The 22,368-nt window shown below is 72.8% G+C and carries 26 protein-coding genes and 1 pseudogene; 8 read left to right on the top strand and 19 right to left on the bottom strand.

The window, feature by feature from the left end:
* Positions 1–107: 107 nt before the first annotated feature.
* On the bottom strand, positions 108–665 hold the full coding sequence (locus tag ACFU95_RS31335; RefSeq protein WP_383834279.1) for a YciI family protein: 558 nt from the start codon (positions 663–665) through the stop codon (positions 108–110).
* 144 nt (positions 666–809) lie between these two features.
* Between ACFU95_RS31335 and ACFU95_RS31330 the strand changes: the two genes are divergently transcribed.
* Both ACFU95_RS31330 and ACFU95_RS31325 read left to right on the top strand, forming a co-directional pair.
* The gene (locus tag ACFU95_RS31330; RefSeq protein ID WP_383834264.1) at positions 810–2,057 is read left to right on the top strand and encodes a lactonase family protein; all 1,248 of its coding nucleotides are present in this window, start codon (positions 810–812) and stop codon (positions 2,055–2,057) included.
* A 78-nt stretch (positions 2,058–2,135) separates the two neighbouring features.
* Positions 2,136–3,026, top strand: coding sequence for a GntR family transcriptional regulator (locus ACFU95_RS31325; RefSeq protein WP_383834261.1), 891 nt, complete (start codon positions 2,136–2,138; stop codon positions 3,024–3,026).
* 135 nt (positions 3,027–3,161) lie between these two features.
* Here the strand turns inward: ACFU95_RS31325 and ACFU95_RS31320 are convergent, their stop codons facing one another.
* The 12 genes and pseudogenes from ACFU95_RS31320 to ACFU95_RS31265 all read right to left on the bottom strand — a co-directional run.
* Positions 3,162–3,665 carry a winged helix-turn-helix transcriptional regulator gene (locus ACFU95_RS31320; protein ID WP_383834258.1) on the bottom strand — a complete coding sequence of 168 codons (504 nt, stop codon included), beginning with the start codon at positions 3,663–3,665 and terminating at the stop codon, positions 3,162–3,164.
* Positions 3,662–4,720 (bottom strand): LLM class flavin-dependent oxidoreductase, encoded by a 1,059-nt coding sequence (locus tag ACFU95_RS31315; RefSeq protein ID WP_383834255.1) that lies wholly within the window; start codon positions 4,718–4,720, stop codon positions 3,662–3,664. Before ACFU95_RS31315 ends, ACFU95_RS31320 begins: the two co-directional genes overlap by 4 nt.
* Positions 4,720–5,226, bottom strand: coding sequence for an SRPBCC family protein (locus ACFU95_RS31310; RefSeq protein WP_383834252.1), 507 nt, complete (start codon positions 5,224–5,226; stop codon positions 4,720–4,722). Before ACFU95_RS31310 ends, ACFU95_RS31315 begins: the two co-directional genes overlap by 1 nt.
* A 103-nt stretch (positions 5,227–5,329) precedes the next feature.
* Entirely contained in the window at positions 5,330–5,620 is a 291-nt protein-coding gene (locus ACFU95_RS31305) for a hypothetical protein (RefSeq protein ID WP_383834249.1), read from the bottom strand.
* Between the two features lie 64 nt (positions 5,621–5,684).
* Complete coding sequence (locus ACFU95_RS31300; RefSeq protein WP_383834246.1) at positions 5,685–6,743, bottom strand: sugar kinase; 1,059 nt, start codon at positions 6,741–6,743, stop codon at positions 5,685–5,687.
* Positions 6,740–7,597, bottom strand: a complete 858-nt coding sequence (locus ACFU95_RS31295) for an SMP-30/gluconolactonase/LRE family protein (protein ID WP_383834243.1) — start codon at positions 7,595–7,597, stop codon at positions 6,740–6,742. Before ACFU95_RS31295 ends, ACFU95_RS31300 begins: the two co-directional genes overlap by 4 nt.
* Positions 7,594–8,226, bottom strand: a complete 633-nt coding sequence (locus ACFU95_RS31290) for a bifunctional 4-hydroxy-2-oxoglutarate aldolase/2-dehydro-3-deoxy-phosphogluconate aldolase (protein WP_383834240.1) — start codon at positions 8,224–8,226, stop codon at positions 7,594–7,596. The genes ACFU95_RS31295 and ACFU95_RS31290 overlap by 4 nt, the downstream gene beginning before the upstream one ends.
* Complete coding sequence (locus tag ACFU95_RS31285) at positions 8,217–8,462, bottom strand: hypothetical protein (protein WP_383834237.1); 246 nt, start codon at positions 8,460–8,462, stop codon at positions 8,217–8,219. Before ACFU95_RS31285 ends, ACFU95_RS31290 begins: the two co-directional genes overlap by 10 nt.
* A 309-nt stretch (positions 8,463–8,771) precedes the next feature.
* Positions 8,772–9,917: a galactonate dehydratase gene (dgoD, locus tag ACFU95_RS31280; protein ID WP_383834234.1), complete on the bottom strand. Its 1,146-nt coding sequence runs from the start codon at positions 9,915–9,917 to the stop codon at positions 8,772–8,774.
* Positions 9,914–10,699 (bottom strand): FadR/GntR family transcriptional regulator, encoded by a 786-nt coding sequence (locus ACFU95_RS31275; RefSeq protein WP_383834276.1) that lies wholly within the window; start codon positions 10,697–10,699, stop codon positions 9,914–9,916. The genes dgoD and ACFU95_RS31275 overlap by 4 nt, the downstream gene beginning before the upstream one ends.
* Positions 10,696–10,878, bottom strand: coding sequence for a hypothetical protein (locus ACFU95_RS31270; protein ID WP_383834282.1), 183 nt, complete (start codon positions 10,876–10,878; stop codon positions 10,696–10,698). The genes ACFU95_RS31275 and ACFU95_RS31270 overlap by 4 nt, the downstream gene beginning before the upstream one ends.
* Before the next feature lie 19 nt (positions 10,879–10,897).
* Positions 10,898–11,014 (bottom strand): annotated as a pseudogene (locus tag ACFU95_RS31265) (GH36 C-terminal domain-containing protein); the annotation flags it as partial.
* Between the two features lie 303 nt (positions 11,015–11,317).
* Between ACFU95_RS31265 and mgrA the strand changes: the two are divergent.
* The 3 genes from mgrA (at position 11,318) to ACFU95_RS31250 (ending at position 14,066) form a co-directional block, all read left to right on the top strand.
* The gene (gene mgrA, locus ACFU95_RS31260; RefSeq protein WP_383834231.1) at positions 11,318–12,361 is read left to right on the top strand and encodes an L-glyceraldehyde 3-phosphate reductase; all 1,044 of its coding nucleotides are present in this window, start codon (positions 11,318–11,320) and stop codon (positions 12,359–12,361) included.
* A 115-nt stretch (positions 12,362–12,476) separates the two neighbouring features.
* A complete protein-coding gene (locus ACFU95_RS31255) occupies positions 12,477–13,619 on the top strand; it encodes a S1 family peptidase (RefSeq protein ID WP_383834228.1) in 1,143 nt (380 codons plus the stop codon).
* Between the two features lie 117 nt (positions 13,620–13,736).
* Entirely contained in the window at positions 13,737–14,066 is a 330-nt protein-coding gene (locus tag ACFU95_RS31250) for an antibiotic biosynthesis monooxygenase family protein (protein WP_383834225.1), read from the top strand.
* Positions 14,067–14,113: 47 nt separating this feature from the next.
* On the opposite strand, the gene ACFU95_RS31245 is transcribed toward ACFU95_RS31250, so the two are convergent.
* Complete coding sequence (locus ACFU95_RS31245; protein ID WP_383834222.1) at positions 14,114–14,914, bottom strand: DUF817 domain-containing protein; 801 nt, start codon at positions 14,912–14,914, stop codon at positions 14,114–14,116.
* A gap of 83 nt (positions 14,915–14,997) precedes the next feature.
* Here ACFU95_RS31245 and ACFU95_RS31240 point away from each other — a divergent pair, with 83 nt between their 5' ends.
* The 3 genes from ACFU95_RS31240 to ACFU95_RS31230 all read left to right on the top strand — a co-directional run bounded on the left by ACFU95_RS31240 (position 14,998) and on the right by ACFU95_RS31230 (position 17,750).
* On the top strand, positions 14,998–16,137 hold the full coding sequence (locus tag ACFU95_RS31240; protein WP_383834219.1) for a hypothetical protein: 1,140 nt from the start codon (positions 14,998–15,000) through the stop codon (positions 16,135–16,137).
* Between the two features lie 80 nt (positions 16,138–16,217).
* Positions 16,218–17,144, top strand: a complete 927-nt coding sequence (locus tag ACFU95_RS31235; RefSeq protein WP_383834216.1) for a GNAT family N-acetyltransferase — start codon at positions 16,218–16,220, stop codon at positions 17,142–17,144.
* A gap of 111 nt (positions 17,145–17,255) precedes the next feature.
* Entirely contained in the window at positions 17,256–17,750 is a 495-nt protein-coding gene (locus tag ACFU95_RS31230) for a MarR family winged helix-turn-helix transcriptional regulator (RefSeq protein ID WP_383834213.1), read from the top strand.
* 9 nt (positions 17,751–17,759) lie between these two features.
* Here the strand turns inward: ACFU95_RS31230 and ACFU95_RS31225 are convergent, their stop codons facing one another.
* Genes ACFU95_RS31225 through ACFU95_RS31205 form a run of 5 tightly spaced genes read right to left on the bottom strand, consistent with a single transcriptional unit; the run spans position 17,760 to position 22,333 of the window.
* Positions 17,760–19,502 carry a PP2C family protein-serine/threonine phosphatase gene (locus ACFU95_RS31225; RefSeq protein WP_383834210.1) on the bottom strand — a complete coding sequence of 581 codons (1,743 nt, stop codon included), beginning with the start codon at positions 19,500–19,502 and terminating at the stop codon, positions 17,760–17,762.
* Positions 19,499–20,572 (bottom strand): SpoIIE family protein phosphatase, encoded by a 1,074-nt coding sequence (locus ACFU95_RS31220; RefSeq protein ID WP_383834273.1) that lies wholly within the window; start codon positions 20,570–20,572, stop codon positions 19,499–19,501. Before ACFU95_RS31220 ends, ACFU95_RS31225 begins: the two co-directional genes overlap by 4 nt.
* Positions 20,572–21,015, bottom strand: a complete 444-nt coding sequence (locus tag ACFU95_RS31215) for an anti-sigma regulatory factor (RefSeq protein WP_383834207.1) — start codon at positions 21,013–21,015, stop codon at positions 20,572–20,574. Before ACFU95_RS31215 ends, ACFU95_RS31220 begins: the two co-directional genes overlap by 1 nt.
* Complete coding sequence (locus ACFU95_RS31210) at positions 21,012–21,434, bottom strand: STAS domain-containing protein (protein WP_383834204.1); 423 nt, start codon at positions 21,432–21,434, stop codon at positions 21,012–21,014. The genes ACFU95_RS31215 and ACFU95_RS31210 overlap by 4 nt, the downstream gene beginning before the upstream one ends.
* Positions 21,431–22,333, bottom strand: coding sequence for an STAS domain-containing protein (locus tag ACFU95_RS31205; protein WP_383834201.1), 903 nt, complete (start codon positions 22,331–22,333; stop codon positions 21,431–21,433). Before ACFU95_RS31205 ends, ACFU95_RS31210 begins: the two co-directional genes overlap by 4 nt.
* Between the last annotated feature and the right edge of the window lie 35 nt (positions 22,334–22,368).

Here is a 22,368-nt window from a genome sequence, read left to right as displayed (position 1 = left end):
ACCACCCCCCGGGTCATGGTCGACAGGGGGCAAAAGTCATGCCGGGCCAGAAGGCCGGGAGCCCCAAGATCGGGGCCGTCTAGAAGGTAACGGGGCGGATGCCCGCCTCAGGACGACCGTCCGCCGAACTGCCATTCATGGACCTCGACATCGGCATACCGGTCCGCCGTCAGCACCGCACGGGCCGCCTTCGCGTCGGGCGCCCGCACGAGTGCCGCCGTACCCAGCCAGGCGGTGCCGTCGTCGGAGAGCAGCGGGCCGTACGCGATCAACTCCTCCCGTCCGGGCGGCACATCCTGGTCGACGGGCTCCGCGGCGTCCGAGCCGAGCCCCAGCACCAGATACCGGTCGCCGTCGGTGCTGCCGCCGGGGAAGTCCCACATGGTCCGCCCCAGCAGGTTGCGCCAGCGGCGCAGCAGCACGTCCCGGTACACGCCTGCCTGGTAGTTGGGCTCGTCGAAGGCGAACGCGCGGGCGGCGGCCGCATCGGGCAGGTCGAGGATGTGCACACTGCCGGTCAGGGTGTCGCTTCCCGGAGCGAAGGTCGGCCCCCGCGCGATCATCTCCGCGGCGAAGAGGTCCATGTACGACCAGTGCTCCTCCAACAGCCGGTCACGCAAGGGGAGAGAGCCGGGGCGATCACGGTGGTGACAGAAGTACTCCATGCCCGCAGTCTTCACCATCTGTGCCGAAGCGTGGGCCAACGCCTGATTCACGTGACGGCCCTGTTGTATCAAGCAATTGCTAGACACAATCCGTGTCCCGCGGCGTGTACCCCGCCGGACCAGCCTCCACGGACGGGAGCCGAGATGACCGTGCCCGCCGACAGTTCCGCACACCGACCACGCACGGCACCGGCGCTCTCGCGCCGCGCGGTGGTCGCAGCCCTCCCGGTCGCCACGTGGGGTACCGCCCACGCCACACCCGCCCCCGCGGCGCCGCCCCGGCGGACCGTGGCCTACGTGGGCTCGCGCACCACCGCCGACCGCGAAGGCAAGGGCAAAGGCATCGAGGTGTACGACGTCAGCCCGGGCGGCGAGCACTGGACGCCGCTCCAGACCGTCGAGCTCGACAACCCCACCTTCCTGGCCACCGACCGCACCCGCCGCTACCTGTACGCGGTTCACGGCGACTTCACCTATGTCAGCGCCTATCGCATCGCCCCCGGCTCCGGACGGCTCACCGCCCTGGGCCGGCAGGAGACCGGCGGCCGCAACCCCGCGCACCTCGCGGTGGACCCGAGCAACCGCTTCCTCGTCGTGGCCAACCACTCCTCCGGCACGGTGGCGACCCTGCCCCTGCTGGCCGACGGCGGTCTCGGGCCGCGCACCGACCTGCTCTCCCTCCCCGGCGCGCCCGGCCCGCACCGCACCGAGCAGACCGGCGCCAAGCCGCACCACGTGCCGTTCTCACCCGACGGCCGGTTCATCGTCGTACCGGACAAAGGGCTGGACCGGATCTTCACGCTCACCCTGGACGCGGAGTCCGGAAAGCTGGGTTTCGGCCCCGTCCCGTCCGTGGCGACCCGTGAGTTCGCGGGCCCCCGGCACATCGCCTTCCATCCACGTCTGCCGTACGCGTACGCGATCGACGAACTGTGCTCCACGGTGACCGCCTATCACTGGGACGCCGGGCGTGGCGCGTTGGAGGCGCGGCAGATCCTGTCCGCCACCGCGCCGACGACGACGGGTGACAGCCGGGGCGGGGAGATCGCGGTCGGTCCGGACGGACGGTTCGTGTACGCCTCCAACCGCGGCGGTGCCGGGGACGGCTCTCCGGGCGGGCCCGAGCCGGACACCATCGGCGTGTTCAGGGTGTCGGCCCGGACAGGGCTGCTCCAGCCGGTGGGCTGGACGTCCACCCGGGGCATCCGGCCGCGGTTCTTCTGCCTGGGCGCGGACGGCCGGAGACTGTACGCCGCCAACGAACGCAGCCACACCATCGTCAGCTACGACGTCGACGCGGCGACCGGTCAGCTCCGGCCCGTCGGCGAGGTGGTGCGCACCGGCTCACCGGTGTGCGTCCTCTTCGTCCGGCCGACTTCGTACGCTTCGTAGGATGAGGCTCCGCCCGATCCACTGATCCACCGGCCCCAACCGATCCACCGGTTCCCTCACGTGAAGAGCGCAGGAGCGATGTCGAGGCCCAACCTGACCACCTCCATGGCCGCCCGGCTGGTGGACCTGATGCGTCGCAGGGGCCTCTCGGCGGGCGCCCACATCACCGAGCAGTGGGCGGCGGACGAACTGTCGGTCTCCCGCACCCCGGTGCGCAAGGCGATGCAGTTCCTCACCGAGGTCGGCATCCTGGAGCGGCTCCCCCACCGCGGCTTCTTCCTGACCCGTGACGCGAGCACCCTCGCCCGGCCCGACCTGAGCCAGGACGAGGACGGGGAGGAGTCGGCGTACTTCGAGATCGCGGACGACTACGTGGGCGGCCGCTTCACCGCCTCCTTCACCGCGGCCGACATCGGCCGCCGCTACCGTCTGACGCCGCGCCAGGCGGAGCGGGTGCTGTCCCGTATGGAGGGCGAGGACCTGGTGCGCCGCAAGGCGGGCGGGCGGGGCTGGGAGTTCCAGCACGTGATGGCGACCGTCGAGGCACACGACCAGAGCTACCGGTTCCGAATGATCATCGAGCCGGCCGCGCTTCTGGAGCCAGGCTTCACCGTGGACGCCGAGGCCTTCGACCGGCATCGGCGGCAGCAGGAGGCCCTGCTGCGGGGGGACATCCTGCTGCTGCCGCGGGCCGAGCTGTTCCAGGTCAACGCCTCGTTCCACGAGATGCTGGCGGGCTGCTCGGGCAACCAGTTCCTGCTGGACGCCGTCCGCCGCCAGAACCGGCTGCGCCGCCTCATCGAGTACCGCCACCAGATCGACCGCTCCCGCCTCGCGGGCCAGGCCCGGGAGCATCTGAGGCTGCTGGACCTGGTGGAGAGTGGAGACCTGAAGGAGGCCTCGTCCTTCCTCGGCGTACACCTGGACAGGGTGCGGTCGATGAAGACGGGGATCGACGAAGAGCACTAGAACCCCGGGACCACCACCGCACCGTCAACATGGGCACCCTCGTCACACAACCACCGATTGATTGCTTCAAAGAGCGGATTGAGACAATGCTCTGTCGGGTGCCACGGGCCCCAACCGCCGGCCCGTGGCGCCCTGTCACTCGGGAGGGAAGCGGCGCTGTACGTCGGGCCGGGACTTCAGGCGCTCCGGGTAGCCGGGCCCCATCCGTGCGATCGTGTCGTCGGCGTGCAGCGGCTCGTGGCACGCCGAGCACACCACCTCCGCCTCACCGTCGTGACCGCAGGCCTCGTGGTGGAGGGTGATCGGCGGACCCTCGGGCCCGGCGAGCCAGCGGTCGCCCCAGCGGGCCATCGCGGCGAGGACCGGGAAGAGGTCCTTGCCCCGCTCCGTCAGCAGGTACTCGTGGCGGGGCGGTTCGCTCTCGTATGGCCGTCGCTCCAGCAGCCCCGCCTCGACCAGGCGGCGCAGCCGGTCGGTGAGGGTGTTGCGGGCGATGCCCAACTCGCTCTGGAACTCGTCGAAGCGGCGGCTGCCGTAGAAGGCCTCCCGCAGGACCAGCGGCGTCCAGGCGTCGCCCACCACGTCCAGGGTGCGGGCGATGGAGCACGGCCAGTTCGAGAAGGACGTACGCGCGCTCATGCCCGCGCTCCGGCCTCGTGGACCAGCTCGATCGCCCGGCCCAGCGTGTCGAGCCGGGCGGCCAGGTCGGCACCGGCCGGATAGAGGCGGACGGTGTCCACGCCGGCGTCGCGCCAGACCCGCAACCGCTCCCGCACCATGGCCTCCGTACCGATCAACGTCGTCGCGAGGACCATCTCGTCGGTGACCAGAGCCGCCGCCCCGTCCCGGTCGCCTGCCTGCCATCGCTGCCGTACCTCCGCGGCGGCCTCGGCCCAGCCCTGCCGGCTGTATGCCCGGTTGTAGAAGTTGGTGGAGGCCGAGCCCATGCCGCCGAGGCTGAAGGCGAGTTCCTTCTTGCGGCCCGCGACCATGGCGCTCAGCGCTTCCTCGTCGGGGGCGAAGGCCACCTCGGCGCCCTGGCAGATGTCCAGGTCCGCGCGGACCCGCCCGCCGCGCGCCAACCCCTCGTCGAGGTGCGCGAAGTAGGCGTCCGCCGCTCCCTCGGGGACGAAGCTCGTACCGAGCCAGCCGTCGGCGACCTCTCCGGTCAGCTTGAGCATGGCCGGTGACAGGGCGGCCAGGTACAAGGGCACGGGGTGCTCGGCCCGCATCGACAGCTTCATGGGCACGGCGTCCCCGCCGGGCAGCGGGATGCGGTACTCGGTGCCGCAGTGGTCGATCTTCCCGCCGTCCAGTACCTGCCGCACGATCTCCACTGTCTCGCGGACACGCGCCAGCGGGCGTGCGAAGCGAACGCCGTGCAGCCCTTCCATCACCTGGGGGCCCGAGGGGCCGAGGCCGAGCAGGAAGCGTCCCTGGGACAGGTTGGAGAGGGTGATCGCGGTCTGCGCGAGGGCGACCGGTGTGCGTGTCCCGACCTGCATGATGCCGGAGCCCAGCAGCATGCGTTCGGTGCGGGCGGCGTAGTGGCCGAGGGCGGAGGGCGCGTCGGAGCCCCAGGCCTCGGCCACCCAGCAGATGTCGAGGCCGAGTTTCTCCGCCTCGACGACGAAGTCCGCCTGCCGCGTCCAGGAGCCCATCCCGGACGCCTCGACCGTGATCGCGGCCCTCATCACGCCTCCGCCAGTTGCTTGATGTGCCCCAGCGTGGCGGTCATGTTGCGCTCGAACTCCCGCAAGCGCACGAACACGATCTTCTCCTCCTTCTCCGGCATGCCGTCGATGGCGAGGGACAGTCCGGAACGCCCGGGCCCCATCTGCATCCACTCGGCCAGCGCGGTTCCGCCGTCCCTGGGTGCCAGCCGGAAGCGCCAGACGGCGGACGGCCGGGACGGGTCCTCCACGGCCCAGGCGAGGACGCTCGGGGGCTCGCACTCGATGACGTGCGAGGTGGTCTCCCACTCCCCGAAGGACTCGTGCCTGCTCCGGCCGACGAACCGGGCGCCCACGGCGGGCCGGACCGCGCCGTCGAGCCAGCGGACCGACTGGAGCTCCGCACTCATGTCCGGCATCAGCGTCACGTCGGAAACGATCTGCCACACCCGGTCCGGCGGTGCCTCGACCCACGCCCGCACCTCCACCGTGGGCGTGTCCGCGTAGCGTGCGCCCGTCCACTCCACTCCGCACCAACTCCGTCCCGGTTGAGCGCCATTGACCTCCAGAGTTGTGTAACTAGACTCACTGCGTCAAGAGTGGGGAGGCAGGCGCCGGGAGCCCGCTTCGCTACGCCCCGGTGCCGCCCCGCTCCATGTGCCGGGCGGCCTCGCGCACCTGGTTCTCGACCTCGCTGCGCGGCTCACCGCGCGCTCTCGCGTACTCGACCATCGCGACCTGCGCCTCCCGGGCCAGGTCCCGCCAGGCACGCAGGGCCGTGTTGTACGTCTCGGTCTGCCGCGCGCTCCAGCCACCGCGCTGCGTCGGCGACCCGTACATGCCCCGCAGGTCCTCCACGCGCGTGTGCGCCTGCTCGGCGGCGCGCTCCTTCTCCACCAGCTCTTCGAAGATAGTCGTCACACAAATGGAGCATAGGCGGGCATATCGCCTCTCGCGCGCGGAGCGTGCGGAGCACGGCAGACGCTCAGGTGCACGGCGGCACGGCCGCCCGTTCCGACCACTCCCGGGTCGAGAGGGCGAGCAGTGCCTCCGTCTCCCGCGGGCCGGGCAACGGGCCGTGGTCTCCCGTCACCTGGAGGGCGGAGGCGGCCGTGACGTGGCCCAGGCGCAGGGCGTTGGTCGTGCTCTCCCCTCGCAGCAGGCCCGCGAGGAAACCGGCCGCGAAGGCGTCGCCCGCGCCGACGGCCTCGACCACCGTCGTGCGCGGCGTCGGCACGGTGTGCACGCCCTCGTCGCTGAACGCGGTCGCGGCTGTCGCCCCGTCCTTGACGACCAGGATGCGCGGACGCGGAAGCTGTGCTCGTACGCCCTCCGGCGTCAGGTCCCCGCCCCACAGCCCCTGCGCCTCGTCCAGGCCGACGAAGACGATGTCGGCGCGGTCGGCCAGCGCGCGCAGCACGGCCGGGGCCGTCCCGTCCGGCCAGAGGGCGGCGCGGTGGTTGACGTCGAAGCTCACCGCGTACGGGCGGGCGCCGGGCTCGGCGGCCAGTGCCCGTGTCACCAGCTCACGGCACGACTCGGACAGCGCGGGCGTGATGCCGGTCAGGTGCAGCAGCGAGGCCGTGCGCAGGGGCGCGCTGTCCAGTGCCTCGGGGCCCAGCGCGGAGGCGGCCGAGCCGCGCCGGTAGTAGCGCACACGGGTCCCGGCGGGGCCGGGGTCCTTCACCAGCAGGCCGGTCGGGCGACGGGGGTCGGTCCGCACGTGCGCCACGTCGACGCCGGCGGCGGCGACGGTGGTACGGACCCGGTGTCCCAGGGGGTCGTCCCCGAGCGCGGAGAGCCAGGCGACCGGGATGCCGTGGTCGGCGAGGTACATGGCGACGTTCGACTCGGCTCCGGCCACCGACAGGCGCAGCTGGGCCGCGTTCACGAGGGGGGCCGGCGGGTCGGGGGCCAGGGCGGCCATGGTCTCGCCGACGCAGACGACGGGGCCCGGGGCGGGGCGCCAGGGACCGGTCTCACCGGGCACCCGGTCGGCGGGCGTCCCGGAGTCCCTCGCCGGCACTGGCCGTGCGGCGGTCATGCCGGATCCCCGGTGCTCGCGGGGTGCCGGGCGACGTCGAGCCGGCAGGCGGGCGCCGGGGTGCCCGGCCCGTCCACGCGTGCTGCGAACAGGGCCCGGTCGTCGTGCCCCGGAACAGCAAGGCCCAGGCGGGCGGTCGTGACGTACAGGACGTCATGGGCGAGGCACACCCCGGCCGGTTGCCGCGCGGGCAGCCGCGGCGTGCGGTCGGGCGATCCGTCCGGCAGATGGCGGCGTACGGTGCCGGTGCCGGTACCGGTGCCCCAGACGAACTCCTCGGGTGCGCCGAGCTCAGCCGTCACGGGGTCGCCGTGGAAGCGCCGGACCACGCCGCGAGCGCTGTCGGCAAGGTACATGAGGCTGCCGTCGGGAGTGAAGGCGGGTCCGTTCGGGACCGTGATGCCTTCCAGCACCCGTACGACCGTGCCGTCCCGGTCGAGGCGGTACAGGGAACCGGCGTCCTCGTCGGCGTCGTAGGCCGTGCTGCCGGCCCAGAACGGGCCGAACGGGTCGGCGACGGCGTCGTTCATGCGCATGCGGGTCCGGGCGTTCTCCTCCGGCCGTGCCGCCCAGTCGAGGGTGCCGTCGGAGTGCGGCGGGCAGATCCCGGTGCCCGCGGCCACGGTCCAGGTGCCGGAGTGACCGGCCACGGGGGCCACGGCGCCCGACGGCACGGGGAGCCGGGCCACGGTGCGCGGGGGCGCGCCCGGGTCGTCCGGCACCGCCAGGAGGCGGCCGGCGAGGATGTCGACGAGGACGACGCCGGAGCGGTTCCAGCGGGCGCCCTCGCCGAGTCCGAGGCGGTCCGGGCCCACCGGGCGCAGGGTGCCGGCGGGGCGCGGGTCCGCGGTCACCGCGTCGCCTCTGCCACGACCTCGCGAAACCGGCGCGCGCGTTCCCTGAGGGCGGTGACGCTGCCCCCGTCCGCGGCGTCGCCGACGAGAGGGGAGCCGACGCCGACCGCGATCGCTCCGGCGGCGAGGCAGGCGCGGGCGACGGCCTCGTCGACACCGCCCACCGGGACGAACGGCGCGTCGGGGAACGGGCCGCGCAGGGCCTTGAGATAGGCCGCTCCCCCGGACTGGGCGATCGGGAAGACCTTCAGCGCGGCCACTCCCAGGGCGCGGGCCGCGATGACCTCGGTCGGGGTCAGCACGCCGGCCAGGACCGGCATGCCCAGCTCCTGTGCCGCACCGACGCCGTCGCCCAGCCCCGGTGTGACCGCGAAGTCGGCTCCGGCGCGGTGCGCGGCGCGGGCGTCCGCGGCGGTCAGTACGGTGCCGGCGCCGAGGGGACGGTCCGGGCCGAGGGCGTGGCGGGCGCGTTCGACGACGGCGAGGGCGTCCGGGGCGGCGAGCGACACCTCGATCAGCTCGATGCCCTCCTCGGCCAGGGCCAGCACGGTGCGCAGTGCGGCGTCGGGGTTCTCGCCGCGCACGATCGCGACCAGGCGGTGGGTGGCCAGCGCGGCTGTCAGATCCACGGACGGTGCTCCTTCGGTGCGGGGGTGGCGGGGCAGCGGCAGGCCCCGCAGCGGACCTCGTCGGACGCCGGTACGCACGCGGCGGCGTCGGGGCCCGCGTCGGCCGGGCCGAAGACGCGGCCGAGCATGGGCTCCACGCCCGCGCTCCGGTAGGGGCGCGGCTGGGGGTGACCGCCGAGGTCGCGCCCCAGGGCGATCGACGCGGGCTGTCCGTCCGCCCGCAGTCCCGCCGCCATGTGCAAGGTGGCCTGGCTGCGAGAGGTCGGGCAGGGCGTGCGCCGCCCAGACGAAGCGGAAGCCGGGCGGTGCGGTGAGGTGGTAGTCGACCTGGGCGCCGTCGTCCGTGGGGCGGATGGACCGGGCGAGGGTGAAGGACCCGGCCCGGACGTGTTCGGTGTCGCCGGCCGCCGCCCGGGTCCAGGGGCGCGACCAGACCTCTCCGTGGTCGGGGTGGCCCCGGACCGTGGGGACGCACTCCTCCAGCCCGCCCGCGTCCACGAACCCGTCCCCCGGCGCGGGGTCGGTGGTGATGTGCAGCACCGCCGTCACCACTCGGCGAAGGAGTCGTCGGAGTGCCGCCAGACCGGGTTGCGCCAGGCGTGTCCGGCCCGGTCGGCGGCGCGTACGGCCGCCTCGTCGATGCTGACGCCCAGTCCGGGGGCGTCATTGCGAGGTGCGTGGCCGTCGGCGAAGCGGAACGGGGCGGGGTCGGCGACGTAGGACAGCAGATCGGCGTCCTTGTTGTAGTGGATGCCGCGGCTCTGCTCCTGGATCAGGAAATTCGGGGTCGCGAACGCGATCTGCAGGCTGGCGGCCAGCGCGATCGGGCCGAGCGGACAGTGCGGGGCGAGCTGGGCGCCGTAGGTGTCGGCGAGGGAGGCGATGCGGTGGACCTCGGAGATACCGCCGGCGTGCGACAGGTCGGGCTGCGCCACGGCTACGCCGGCGGCGAGCACGGGCAGGAACTCGCCGCGTGAGTAGAGGCGTTCGCCGGTGGCCAGGGGAACCGGGCTCGCGGCGACCAGGCCCGGCAGCAGGTGGCCGTGTTCGGGGACGACGGGTTCCTCCACGAACAGCGGGTGCAGCGGGGCTAGTTCGGCCAGCACCCGGCGCGCGCTCGCGGCGGTGAAGCGGCCGTGGAAGTCGACGGCGACGTCGCGGTGCGGGCCCAGCACCGCACGGGCCGCGGCCACCCGGGCGACGACCGCCTCCGACTCGGCCGCGGTGGCGATCGGCGACGTGGCACCGGCGGCGTTCATCTTCACCGCGGTGAAACCGGCCTCCACCTGGGCGGCTACCTGCTCGGTGAGTTCGGCGGGTTCGTCGCCGCCGACCCAGGCGTAGACGCGGACGCGCTCGCGTACGGGGCCGCCCAGCAGGGCGTGCACGGGTGCGCCGTAGGTCTTGCCCGCGATGTCCCACAGGGCCTGGTCGAGGCCGGCGACGGCGCTGGAGAGGACGGGGCCGCCACGGTAGAAGCCGCCCTTGGTGAGCACCTGCCAGTGGTCCTGGATGCGCAGTGGGTCCTGGCCGACGAGGTACTCGGCCAGGACGTCCACGGCGGCGCGGACCACCTCGGCCCGTCCCTCGACGACGGGTTCGCCCCAGCCGATCACGCCGTCGTCGGTCTCGACCCGGCAGAACAGCCAGCGCGGCGGGACCAGGAACGTTTCGATGCGAGTGATCTTCACTTGCTGCCCGTGCCTTTCGTGTCGTCAGGACTGGTGCCTGCGGTGCTGGTGCCTTCGGTGCCGGTGTCGTCGGAACCGTCGATCCGGTCCAGATCGCGCCCGGACTGGGCGAGCAGAGCGCGCATCGCGGCCTCCGCGGCCCGCGGGTCCCGGTCGCGTACGGCGTCCAGGACGGCGCGGTGGGCCGGTACGGGGTCCCCGCTGTGCGGATGGCTGTGCACGATGCGGTCCCGGTGGGCGAGGCCCGGCTCGATGACCATCTCCATGCGCTGGAGGAGTTCGTTGTGGGTGGCGCCCAGCAGGGCGCGGTGGAAGGCGAGGTCGGCCTCCACGGCCTGCCCCGGGTCGGCGCCCCCGACCCCCATCGCCTCCAGTGCCGCTTCCAGGGCCGCCAGGTCGGCGTCGGTGCGGCGCTCGGCCGCCAGGCGCACGGCGGCCGGTTCGACGATGACGCGCACCTCGGCGAGGTTGCGCAGCAGGTTCCGGTCGGCGTCGGTGGCGAGGTCGGCGCCCTCGAACTGCCAGCGCAGTACGTCGGCGTCGAGCAGGTTCCAGTCGGCGCGGGCCCTGACGAAGGTGCCGCGCTTCTGGCGGGCGTCGACCATGCCCTTGGCGGCGAGCACCTTCAGTGACTCGCGCAGGGCGGTGAGACTGACGTCCAACTCGCCCTGGAGCGCCACCAGGTCGAGCGTGGCTCCCTCGGGGATCCGCCCTCCCAGGATGCGCCGGGCGAGGGCCTCCACGGTCTGGCCGTGCACGCCGCGGCGGGCGTAGGGCGTCATGTCGTACCGCCTTTCTGCTGAAGCTGAGGAGTGGGAACTGCCTTCTGCCACGCAGGGGTGAGCGCGGTGCGTACGGCGGTGGCGGCGCCGATGCCGGAGGCCGCGCCGGTGACCACGGCCGTGCGGCCGGTGAAGCGGCCACCGGGCCGGCGTTCTGAGCACCGCCAGGTCGTCAGCATGACCGGCGCTCCAGGCGAACGGCAGCCCGTGGTGCAGCAGATGGGCCGCGTTGCACGTCGTCCCGGTCGCCGTGTCCCGGTAGCGTGCCGCCGGGTCCAGTGCCCGCAACCGGAGCCGGTCGGGCCGTCCGGGCACGAGAGGGGATCCGTCGAGCCGCCCGGCGCTCAGCACGGCCACGACCGTGCGGTCCCCGGAGAAAGCGAACCGCAGAGTGCCCGCTGTCTCCTGGTCTCGCTGCGCAGCACGGTTTCGACGTCACGGCGAAGACTGTTGCGCGAGGCCGCAACCCTGTCAATATTAATTAATAATTTAAAGAAACATAGCTCGCCCCTCAGCGGTTGCCCGACCACCGCGGCCGCACGGGGTGGAACGATCCGCTGGACGCCGGGATTCGGACGCCCGGCGTCCCCAACTCCGCATCAGACAGGAGCACCCTCGATGACCCACCGCGCGGACCCCGGGCACTACGACGGCACCATGCGCTACCGGCGCACCGGACGCTCAGGACTCGACCTGCCCGTGCTGTCGCTGGGGTACTGGCACAACTTCGGTGACGACCGGCCCTTCGAGGCCCAGCGCGAGATCGCCCTGCGCGCCTTCGACCTCGGCATCACCCACCATGACCTCGCCAACAACTACGGGCCGCCCTACGGCGCCGCCGAGATCAACTTCGGCCGCCTGATGAAGCAGGACCTCGCGCCCCACCGCGACGAACTGGTGGTCTCCACCAAGGCCGGCTGGGACATGTGGCCGGGCCCCTACGGCCAGGGCGGCGGCTCCCGCAAGTACATGCTCGCCTCGCTCGACCAGTCACTGCGGCGGACGGGACTGGAGTACGTCGACATCTTCTACTCCCACCGGCTCGACGCCGGCACCCCGCTGGAGGAGACGATGGGCGCGCTCGACACCGCCGTCAGGCAGGGCAAGGCCCTGTACGTCGGCATCTCCTCGTACGACGCGGCACGCTCCCGGGAGGCGGCGGCCATCCTCCGGGAGCTCGGCACACCGCTGCTCATCCACCAGCCGTCGTACAGCATGCTCAACCGCTGGATCGAGAACGAGGGCCTGCTGGACGCCGCCGAGCAGGAGGGTTTCGGGGTCATCGGCTTCACCGCGCTGGCCCAGGGCCTGCTGACCGGACGCTACCTCGACGGCGTCCCCGCCGGCTCGCGCGCCACCCAGGGCAAGTCGTTCGACGAGACCTGGCTGTCGGACGACATGCTGCGCAGGCTGCGCGCCCTGGGCGACATCGCGGCCCGGCGCGGGCAGACCCTCGCCCAGCTGGCACTGGCCTGGGCCCTGCGCGACCGCCGGGTGACCTCGCTGGTCATCGGCGCCTCCCGCACCGAGCAGCTCGAGCAGAACGTCGCCGCACTGGAGAACCTCGACTTCAGCGACGAGGAACTGGCCGAGATCGACGAGTACGCCACCGACGGAGGCGTCGACCTGTGGCAGGAGGCCCGGACCGGCAACCTGGGCTGAGTTTGGTATGGACCTGACGAGCCGTCATGGCTATGCTCTGCCCGACCCTGGATGAGAGCGCTCTCAGATCGCGGTTGTTCCACCCCACTCGCTGGAACGACGAAGGGCAACTCCCTTGAGACGCAGCAGACTCAAGTACGCCGGCCTCGCCGTACTCCTCGTGCTCGGCAGCTGGACCGCGGGCGGCACCGGATCGGCCGCGGCGACCGAACCCGACCCCGCCTCCGCAGGGGTTCTGGAGGCGATGCAGCGGGACCTCGGCCTGTCGAAACCGCGGGCCGAAGCGCGGCTGGCGGCGGAACGCACCGCCATGGACCTCACGCCGAAGGCGCGCGAGGCGGCCGGATCCGCCTACGGCGGCTCGTGGTTCGACGCGGCCGGCGGGCGGCTCACCGTGGGCGTCACGCCGGACGCGCCGGCCGCGACCGTGCGGGAAGTCCGGGCCACCGGAGCGGCCGTGCGCACCGTCGCGCACAGCGCGCGCGAACTCGACGCCGCCAAAGCACGGATCGACCGGCTCCCCGCGCCGTCGGGCGTGAGCAGTTGGCACGTCGATCCGGTGGCCGGCACGGTCGTCGTGAACGTCGTCCGCGACCGACAGGCCGACAACGATGTCCGGCGCTTCCTCTCCCGCGCCATGGCGACCGGACCCGTCAGCGTGCAGACGGTCGCCGCCGCCCCCCGCACCTTCGCGGCCGGAACCGTCGGCGGCGACCCCTACTACACCGGCAACGTCCGCTGCTCCATAGGCTTCTCGGTGCACGGCGGCTTCATCACCGCAGGGCACTGCGGCGGTCAGGGCGCCGCGGTCCGGGGCTGGGACGGCACCCACGTCGGAACGTTCCAGGGCTCATCGTTCCCGGACAACGACTACGCCTGGGTGAGCGTCGGCAGCGGCTGGTGGACGGTGCCGGTGGTCCTCGGCTGGGGGACGATCCCGGACCGTCTCGTGCGCGGCTCGGCCGAGGCACCCGTCGGCGCCTCCGTATGCCGGTCCGGCTCCACGACGCACTGGCATTGCGGCACCGTGCTGGCCAGGAACGAGACGGTCAACTACAGCCAGGGCGCGGTGCACCAGATGACGAAGACCAGCGTCTGCGCCGAACCCGGCGACTCCGGGGGCTCCTTCATCAGTGGTGACCAGGCGCAGGGAGTCACCTCGGGCGGCTGGGGCAACTGCTCCGGTGGCGGGGAGACCTGGTTCCAGCCCGTCAACGAGATCCTCGGCCGCTACGGGCTGACCCTGCACACGGCCTGATCCGGACGCGGGGAGGGGCGGCCGGATCGCTCCTCCCTGGCCGGGCGTGCGTGATCCACGCCCGTGACGCACGAGCCGCCGCACGTCCGCCGTCGGACGTGCGGCAGGATGAGGGCCATGAGCGTAGTCAAGATCAACGTACTGACCGTGCCCGCCGAGCAGCGCGAGACGCTGGAGAAGCGCTTCGCCTCCCGTGCGCATGCCGTGGAGGGCTCTGACGGGTTCGAGTGGTTCGAACTCCTGCGGCCGGTCGAGGGCACCGACACCTACCTCGTGTACACGCGCTGGCGTGACGAGGAGTCCTTCCAGGCCTGGATGGAGGGTCCGATGAAGTCGGCCCACCAGGGCGGTGGCACGGAGGGCGGCGAGCGCCCCAAGCCGGCGGCGAGCGGGTCCACCCTGTGGTCCTTCGAGGTCGTGCAGCAGGCGGGGCCCAAGAGCGAGTAGCGGACAACGAGCGGCGGTCACCGGCGGGGGCCGTGGTGCCCCCGCCGTCACTCGGCCCCGGCCCCGGACCCGCGGTGCGACCGGGACACCGCCGCCAGGACGAAGGTCACGCTGATCAGTAGGGACCAGGCGCCGAACTTCTCCACTCCCACGGGCTCCCAGCCGTCGAGTTGGTAGGGGTAGCGCCAGGCGCCCACATAGGTGGCGAGGTTCTCCGCGATCCAGAGGAAGAACCCGATCAGGACGAACGACAGCGCGATCGGCATCCGTCGGCGTACGCCGCGCACCGTGAAGCGCACGGACGTGCCGGCGGTGACGGCGAGGAGCAGCGCGGCCAGGAGCCAGCGCGCGTCGGGGAGCCAGTGGTGGCTGAAGAAGTTCACGTAGACGGCCGCGGCGACCAAAGCCGTCGACCGCGGGCGGTAGCGGACCAGCTCCAGGTCGAAGAGGCGCCAGGCGCGGCAGACGTAGCTGCCCACAGCGGCGTAGAGGAACCCTCCGTAGAGCGGGACGCCCGCGAACTTCAGTACGGCGGGCTCCGGATAGCTCCACGAGCCGAAGGCGACCTTCACCAGCTCGAAGGCCAGGCCGATGACGTGGCAGACGGCGATGACGGCGACGTCCCGCCCGTTCTCCCAGCCGCGCATCCAGAACAGCAGCGTCAGCAGCACCCCGTAGACGACGAGCAGGTCGTAGCGGGCCACGGGCAGGCCGGGCAGCAGGGTGGACGCCGCCACACCCGACATCAGGGCGATGGCGAAGGCGCAGGACCGGGTCTGTGTCCACGCGAAGTCGAGCAGCTGGCGCACTGAGGCCGCGAGGGGGCCTGGGATGCTTGCGGTGACCATGATCCCAAGGACGAGCAGGTGGCCCGCCCGGTTGCCTCCGGTCCCGGCCCGGCGTTGTCAGTGCCCTCTGGCAGGATCGCGATATGAGTGATCTTGCGGCCGATCTGTTCGACCCCGACAACGACTGGAGCAACCGCGTCCAGGCCCGCTGCACCGGGCTGTCGCCGGAGCTCGCCGAGTTCGTGCCGCACCTCGCCGCGGCTCCTCTGTTCTGGGATCACCGCTACAAGGTCGACGCCGCCTGGAAGCGTCGGACCACGGCCCTCCTCAAGGCCGACGGCGCCGACGCGCTGGTCCGGTTCGCGGTCGGGGAGCTGGCCCGGGACGGCTCCTTCCACGGCATGACCGACGCCCGGCATGTGATCCGGGACCTCGGCCGGGCCAAGCCGCCCTCCCCCGCCCGGGGCCTGGCGATCGGCGTCACGCTCGCCGCGGGCCGGCTCCGCGGGGAGACCGGCGACGTCGCCTCCGACCTGGCGGTGGTGGCCCGGAAGAACGCCCAGGCGATGGACACCTACCACCGCGTGGACCACGACATCGCCGGCGCCGCCTTCACGGCCCTCGGCGATCTGCCCGGCCCGGCCGCGATGGAGGAGCTCTGGGCCCTGCACTACTGGGTCAGCCCGTCCCAGCACCCCCACAAGGTTCTGGTGAAGTCCGTGAAGAGGGCGGCCGCCCGACTCGGCGTCCCGCCGCACGAGTTCGCCGAACGTACGGTGCCACGACACGGTCTGGAGTCCGACGGCACGCTGACGGTCGGCTGGATCGGCCACGGCGCCTTGTGGTGGAACGCGGCCCTGGACGCCGTCCTCACCGTCCACGGCACCGGGCAGGTGACCGTCGACTGGATCGAGGAGGACGGCACCAGCACGCGCACCACGGCACCGTTCCGCTCCCCCACCGGCTACAAGACCCGTACCCGTGCCGACAGCGTCGACTACCTGCGGCGCCATGCCCAGGGGATCGTGGCGACCCTGCACGCGGAGCGGGTGCGGCTTGCCGCGCTGGCCGGTGAGAACCGCACCTGGCCGTGGCCGGACTGGGTCCGGTACTACCGGGACCATCCCGTGACGGGTGTCCTCGCGCGCGCACTGGAGTGGGAGTACGAGGTGCCCGGCGGCACCGGCTACGCGCCTGTAGACATGGGCGTCCCGGCCAACGCGACAGCACCGAGCGCGCGGGTCCGGCTCAGGCCCGCGGAGCCCGCTCCCGGTGCGGAGTGAGGGCGGACTCTCCAGGTCAGCACCGGTTCGTGTTCGAAAATCCGTTGCGCCCGCCCTCCCCGCCCCCGGACCCTGAGCGCATGCCCTACGCCCTTCGTCCTGCCGGCCTCACCGACGCGGCCGCCATCACCGAACTGCTCAACGAGGTCGACCGGATCGAGATCGGCCGCCCCGAGACCGATCTGCACACCGTCGAGGCCGATCTGAAGCGGCCCGACATCGCACTGGACCGCGACTCATGGCTGGCCTTCGACGGCGAACGGCTGGTGGCGTACGGCCTGTTGTGGGACGAGTCCGGCGGTGAGCGCATCGACGTCGACCACTACGTGCTGCCCGAGCACCAGCGGGCCGGAGAGCTCGTTCTCGACGCGATCGAGACCCGGGCCCTGGAAAAGGCCCGCACGAACGGTGCGTCCAGGGCGGTGGTGCATCTGCACCTCAACACGGAGCCCACGATCGACACGAGGCTGATCGAGGAGCGGGGCTGGTCCGTCGTACGGCGCTACCACGTGCTGCGACGGCCGCTGGACGCCGCCGAGGACGTCGAGCCCATGGTTCCGCCCGGCATGACGTTGCGGTCGTGCGCCGGGGAGGCGGACCGGGCTCGCGTCCACGCGTTGTACCAGTCCAGTTTCGCCCAGCACTTCGACTTCCAGCCCAGGGGCTACGAGCAGTGGCTGCACGACGTCGACGCGGACACGCTCGACTGGTCGCTGGTGTGGATCGCCGGCACGGCGGACCTGGGCGACGTCGGGTTCCTGCTCGCCCGCGACGACCGTGCGGCGATGGGGTGGATCCCGTACATCGGGGTGATACGTGAGGGGCGAGGACTGGGCGTGGGGGGTCTCCTGCTGCGGCACGCGTTCGCGGCCTTCGCCGCGCGCGGCCGTGACACGGTGGGGCTCGGCGTGGACACCGCCAACGCCACGGGGGCTCCCGCGCTGTACGCCCGGCACGGGATGTCGGTGCATTACGCCGTCGACACCTGGGAAGCGGTTCTGAGGTGACCCGGCGGTGACCGGGGCGAGAATGTCGGCTGTGTAGTCTCCGTCGCTTCGGGTAGGCCCTTGCACTGATGGGGCCGAGGCCGGAATCGACCGAGAGAGAAGTGTCGGGCCATGTGCCGCGAACCGGATCCCGAGATTCCCTCGGACGTCGTCGGCCGACGGATCGTCGAAACCGTGGAAAGCCTGGTGGCGCTCTGGTTCTCGGCCGTCGAGGACGTCCGTCCGCGCCTTCCGCCGCGCCAGATACGCGCCTTGCGGGCCGTCCGCCGCCGGCCCGCGCTCAACGTCACCGCTCTGGCCGAGCATCTGAGCATCGGGCTTCCCGCCGCCAGCAGGCTCTGCGACCGGCTCGAAGCCGCCGGACTGCTCCGGCGGTGTGTGCAGCCCGACGACCGGCGCGAGGTGCACCTGGAGGTCACGGTCGAGGGGCAGGGCCTGCTGGCGGACGTCACCGAGCGGCTGGCCGAGCGGCTGGCCGTCGCCTTCGACGACGTACCTCCCATGGAGCGCGCCCGGCTGGAACAGGTGCTGCGCGCGTTCCACGAGGGCGGTCTCCCCACCGCCCCGGAACCCGACGTGGACGCGGACGCCGGACCCGAACGCTGACGGTCCCGCTCAGGACCCCGCCGCGGGCCGGCGCCGCGCGCCGCTGTGCACGTGGCACAGCAACAGGCATACGTCGTCGTCGTGTTCGGAGTCGTGCAGCAGAGGATGCAGCAGCCGGTCGGCGGACGCTTCCAGTTCCTCGGCGAGTTCGGCGGGGCGGAAGCCGCCCAGTTCCCCGGCGAGGCGCTGGATACCGGGGTCGATCCCCTGGGCGCGGCGTTCCACCAGTCCGTCGGTGTAGAGGGCCAGCGTCGAGCCGGGCGGGAGCGGCACCGTGTGGTCGTGGATCTCCTGTTCCAGCGGAATGCCCAGCATGGCGCCGGGCTTGGCGTCGAGGGTGTGCACCGCACCGTCGGGCGTGCGCAGCACCGGCGGCGGATGACCGGCGGCGGCCCAGGTGAGCGTGGGGTCGGTTGGGTGGAAGCGCGCGATGACGGCCGTGGCGTAGAGGTCGAGGCGCAGGCGGTGCAGGAACAGGTGCAGTCGCGTCAGGAGCTCGCCAGGGCTGCTGCCGTCGACGGCGTAGGCGCGCAGGGCGGTGCGCAGTTGGCTCATCATCACCGCGGCGTGCAGCCCGTGCCCGGTGACGTCTCCGACGACGGTGATGAGGCTGCCGTCGGGCTGGCGGAAGGCGTCGTACCAGTCCCCGCCGATGTTCAGGCCCTGGGTGGCCGGGAGGTAGCGCGCGGCCAGGGTCAGGCCCGGTGTCGTGGGCAGTTCGGTGAGCAGGGCGCGTTGCAGGGTCTCGGCGATGTCCCGGTTGTGCTCGAAGCGTCTGGCGTTGTCCAGCGCGATGCTGGCCCGTCTGGCCAGCTCGATCAGCATGACGGCGTCGTCCGCGTTCCAGCGCCCGTCGGGCGGCGACAGGGTGAGGACGCCCTGCGATGCCCGGCGGGTGAGCAGGGGGATGCAGAGCAGGGGCCGGCCGGGGTCGATGGCCGAGGGCGGCTGGTCGTCGACGCCGGGCAGGTCGCCGGGGTGGTCGGCGGCGTACTGCGGCCGGCCGCGGCGGGCCGCCAGGACGGCTGCGGCCGGGTGCGGACCGCCGCGCAGCGCGTCGTTCACGTCGTCGAACAGCCAGACGTCGACGGAGCGCGCGTACCGCGGCACCAGCAGGGCGGGCAGCAGCCGCACGATGGCCTCGTGGTTGAGGGAGGCGGTCAGCGCGGCGCTGGCGTCGGCCAGGAAGGTGAGCCGGCCACGGGCGTTCTCCGCCTCCTTGCGGGCCTGCTGCTCGGCGTCGAAGAGCTCGCGCTGGGCGCGGCCGGCGGCGTCCAGCTCGGCGTGGAGCGCCAGTACGCCCTGGTTGGTCTGGTGGAGTTCCTCGCGGTGGACCGCGACCAGCCCCTCCTGCTCGTCGAGCCGCTCCAGGAGCAGGGCCGAGTCCTCGTCGGCTCCGAAGAGGGCCTCGGCCAGCGCCGCCGGGTCGTCGGCGGCGGGCTCGGCGGCGGAGAGGTCGGCGTCCTCGGCGCACGGGGCGGACGCGTGCCACGGCGGCCGGCGGTCGTCCGGGCAGGGCTTCGCCGGGGCCACCTCGACACGGAAGGCGCCCCCGGCGGGTGTCAGGCTCGCCGCCACGCCGACCCGCCATTCACCGCCCTTGGTGAGGCACTGCCGTAGCTGTACGGTGAGCGCCGCCGCCAGGCGCGTGCGCTCGACGGGAGGTACGCCGCATGCGGCGGCCAGCCGCGCCGTGGCGATACGGGCCAGCGCGGCGTCGGTGATGGTGCGGACGTACCAGGTGCGGGTCATGAGGGGCCGTCCGGGGGCAAGGGGCTCAGGACGGCGACAGCGGTGTCGTCGCGTACCGGCCGGGCGGGGCTGCTGGCGTCCCGCACGATCGTCGCGGCGATCACGGCGGGGTCGAGGGACGACGGGGCCCGGGCGGCCGGGCCGGGGCTCCAGCGGCTCGGCAGGCCGTCGCTGTGCAGGACCAGGAGGGAGTCGTCCGTCCAGGTCTCCAGGTGGTGCGGCAGATGTGCGGGGAGGTGGGCGCCGACGATGCCGGGGCGCGAGACGAGCCCATGCCAGCTGTCGCCGCGGCGCAGCCGGGCTCCCACGTTGCCGACGCCGGCGAAGGACAACTGTCCGGCGTCGACGTCGAGTTGGGCCACGGCGACGGCCGCTCCCCTGGTCTCGCGCAGGGCGCTGTTCAGCCGCCGCAGCAGGTCCGCCGGCGGCAGGTGGGGGGCGCGGCGCAGTTCCTCCACCGCCGCGGAGGAGGCGTGGGCCGCGAGGGGGCCGTGGCCGAGGCCGTCGGCCAGCATCAGCGTCACACGGTCGCCCGTGCGCACGCACACCCAGGCGTCGCCGGAGAACTCCCCGCCCGCGAGGGGGATGTTGACCCCGCCCGCCCGCACCGGGAGCGAGGCGAGGTGCGGGCCCGCGGGGTCGTCGTGCGGGCCGGAGGCGATCCTGGCCATGACGATCGTTCCGCGCCCGGGCGCGCTGTGCAGGCCGAAGTCGTCGGCCGTGCGCAGGCAGGTGCCGAGGCCCGCGCCGAGGGAGGCGGTGGTCGAGTAGCCGTCGCGCAGCGCCGCGGCGGGGTCGGCCATGCCGGGCCCGTGGTCGACGGCCATGATCTGCACCATGGGCACCCGCTCGTCGCCGTAGGGCGGAACCGGCGGGCACACGAGGTCGAGGAGGATCCGTCCGCCACCGGCGTGCTTCAGCAGATTGGTGGCGAGTTCGGTGGCCACGAGCTCGGCGGCGGCGATCCGGTCCTCGGCGAGCCCGGCCTGGCGGGCCGCGGCCCCGGCCGCGACGCGGACGTCGCGCACCCGGGTCGAGTCGTGCACCGGCACCTCCCGGACGCGTGGCATCAGGGTGCCTCGCGCGGACCGGGCGGCCGGGAGATCCATGACGTCACCGTAACGGTGGTGCCGGTGCCGCGGTGGCTGTCGACGGAGAAATCATGGACCAGGCGCCGGGCGCCGCCCAGGCCCATCCCCAGTCCCTCACCGGAGGTGTAGCCGTCGCGCAGGGCCTGGTCCAGGTCTCCGATGCCGGGGCCCTGGTCGCTGAAGACGAGACGCAGTCCCTTCACTCCGCCGCTGGTCACCGCCGTGCACTCCATCTGGCCCCCGCCGCCGTGGACGAGCGCGTTGCGGGCCAGCTCACTGGCCGCGGTGACGAGTTTGGTCTGCTCCACCAGACCGAACCCGAGTTGGGCGGTCATCTGCCGCACATGCTGGCGTACCCGCACCAGATCGAGGTCCGAGTGGATCGGCAGGCAGGCGGAGACGCTGCCTGTGCTGTGGGTCACGGGCGCTCCCGGCGGGCACGCCCGTCGCGGGGCAGGACCGACACCTCGGACCCCAGCAGGTGCAGGGCGTCCTCGGTGGTCAGGGCGGTGCGCAGGCCCGGCAGGGTCAGGCCGAGTTCCACCAGGGTGATGGCGACCGCCGGGCGCATCCCCGCGACCACGGTCTGCGCCGCCAGCAGGCGGGTCATGGCCGCGACGTCGCTGAGTACGCGGCCCATGAAGGAGTCGACGATCTCGACGCCGGAGAGGTCGATGACCACACCGTTGACCGCGCTGTCGGAGACGGTCTCGCCGATGTCCTGCCGGAGCTGTTCCGCCGTGCTGTCGTACAGGTCGCCCTGGAGGGTGACCAGAAGGACCCCACCGAGCCGGAGGACGGGGACGTGGCCTTCGTACGGGAAGGTGGCGAGGCCGGTCACCGGGTCTCCGCGGCCGGCGAGGGGTTCGGGACGATGTGGGCGCCCTGCTGCTCAAGGGCGTAGGCCAGGGCGTCCGCGAGGCTGGCGCGGGTGAGCACCGAACTGAGGTCGATACCGAGGTGGACGATGGTCTGCGCGATGGCCGGCCGGATCCCGGAGACTATGCACTCCGCTCCCATCAGCCGCGCGGCCGCCACGGTCTTCATCAGATGCTGCGCCACCAGGGAGTCGACGGTCGGCACTCCGGTGATGTCCAGGATCGCGATGCGGGCGTGCTGCTCGACGACGGCGTCCAGGAGGGTCTCCATCACCACCTGGCTGCGGGCGCTGTCGAGGGTGCCGATCAGCGGTACGGCGACGATGCCTTCCCACAGCTTGATCACGGGGGTGGCGACTTCGAGGAGTTCGAGCCGCTGGCGGTTGATGAGTTCCTGCCCGGCGCTCATCGCCGTCTCCAGCATGACGAGGCGCAGGGTGCCCATCAGCACGGTCAGTGCCGTCGTGCACTCCCGCAGGTGGTCGGCGGGCGCGTGGTCGGAGAACTCGTCGAGCAGGAGGTCGGTGACGGGCGGTCGCAACGCGTCCATCTCCGCCGAGATCTGCCCGATCGTGGCGCCGGCCCGGGCCCGGGAGTGGGCCGTACGCGCCAGCTGCTCACGGACGACCGCGAACCCGTCCGCCTCCGGGTCCTCCAGGCGCCCCGTGGCGGCCACCGCCGCCAGCGCCTCCACGACGGCCCGGCCGGCTTCCACCGCCTCGTCCCGGGAAACGGTGAACACGGTGCGGAACAGCGCCGCGTCGGCCCAGCGTTGGGCGATCTGCTCCCGGCGCTGCCGCAGGAAGGTCCCGACTTCCTCCGCCGGATCGGTCCGCTCTTCTGCCGTTTGCTGCTCCGGCACTTACTTCCCTCCTCATACGGTGTGCGCCGCCCCGA

Origin of the sequence: Streptomyces sp. NPDC057623 (assembly GCF_042800355.1) — a bacterium.
Lineage (GTDB): Bacteria > Actinomycetota > Actinomycetes > Streptomycetales > Streptomycetaceae > Streptomyces.
The sequence above is the reverse complement of the archived record's forward strand: the minus strand, read 5'-3'. Positions and strand labels throughout refer to the sequence as shown.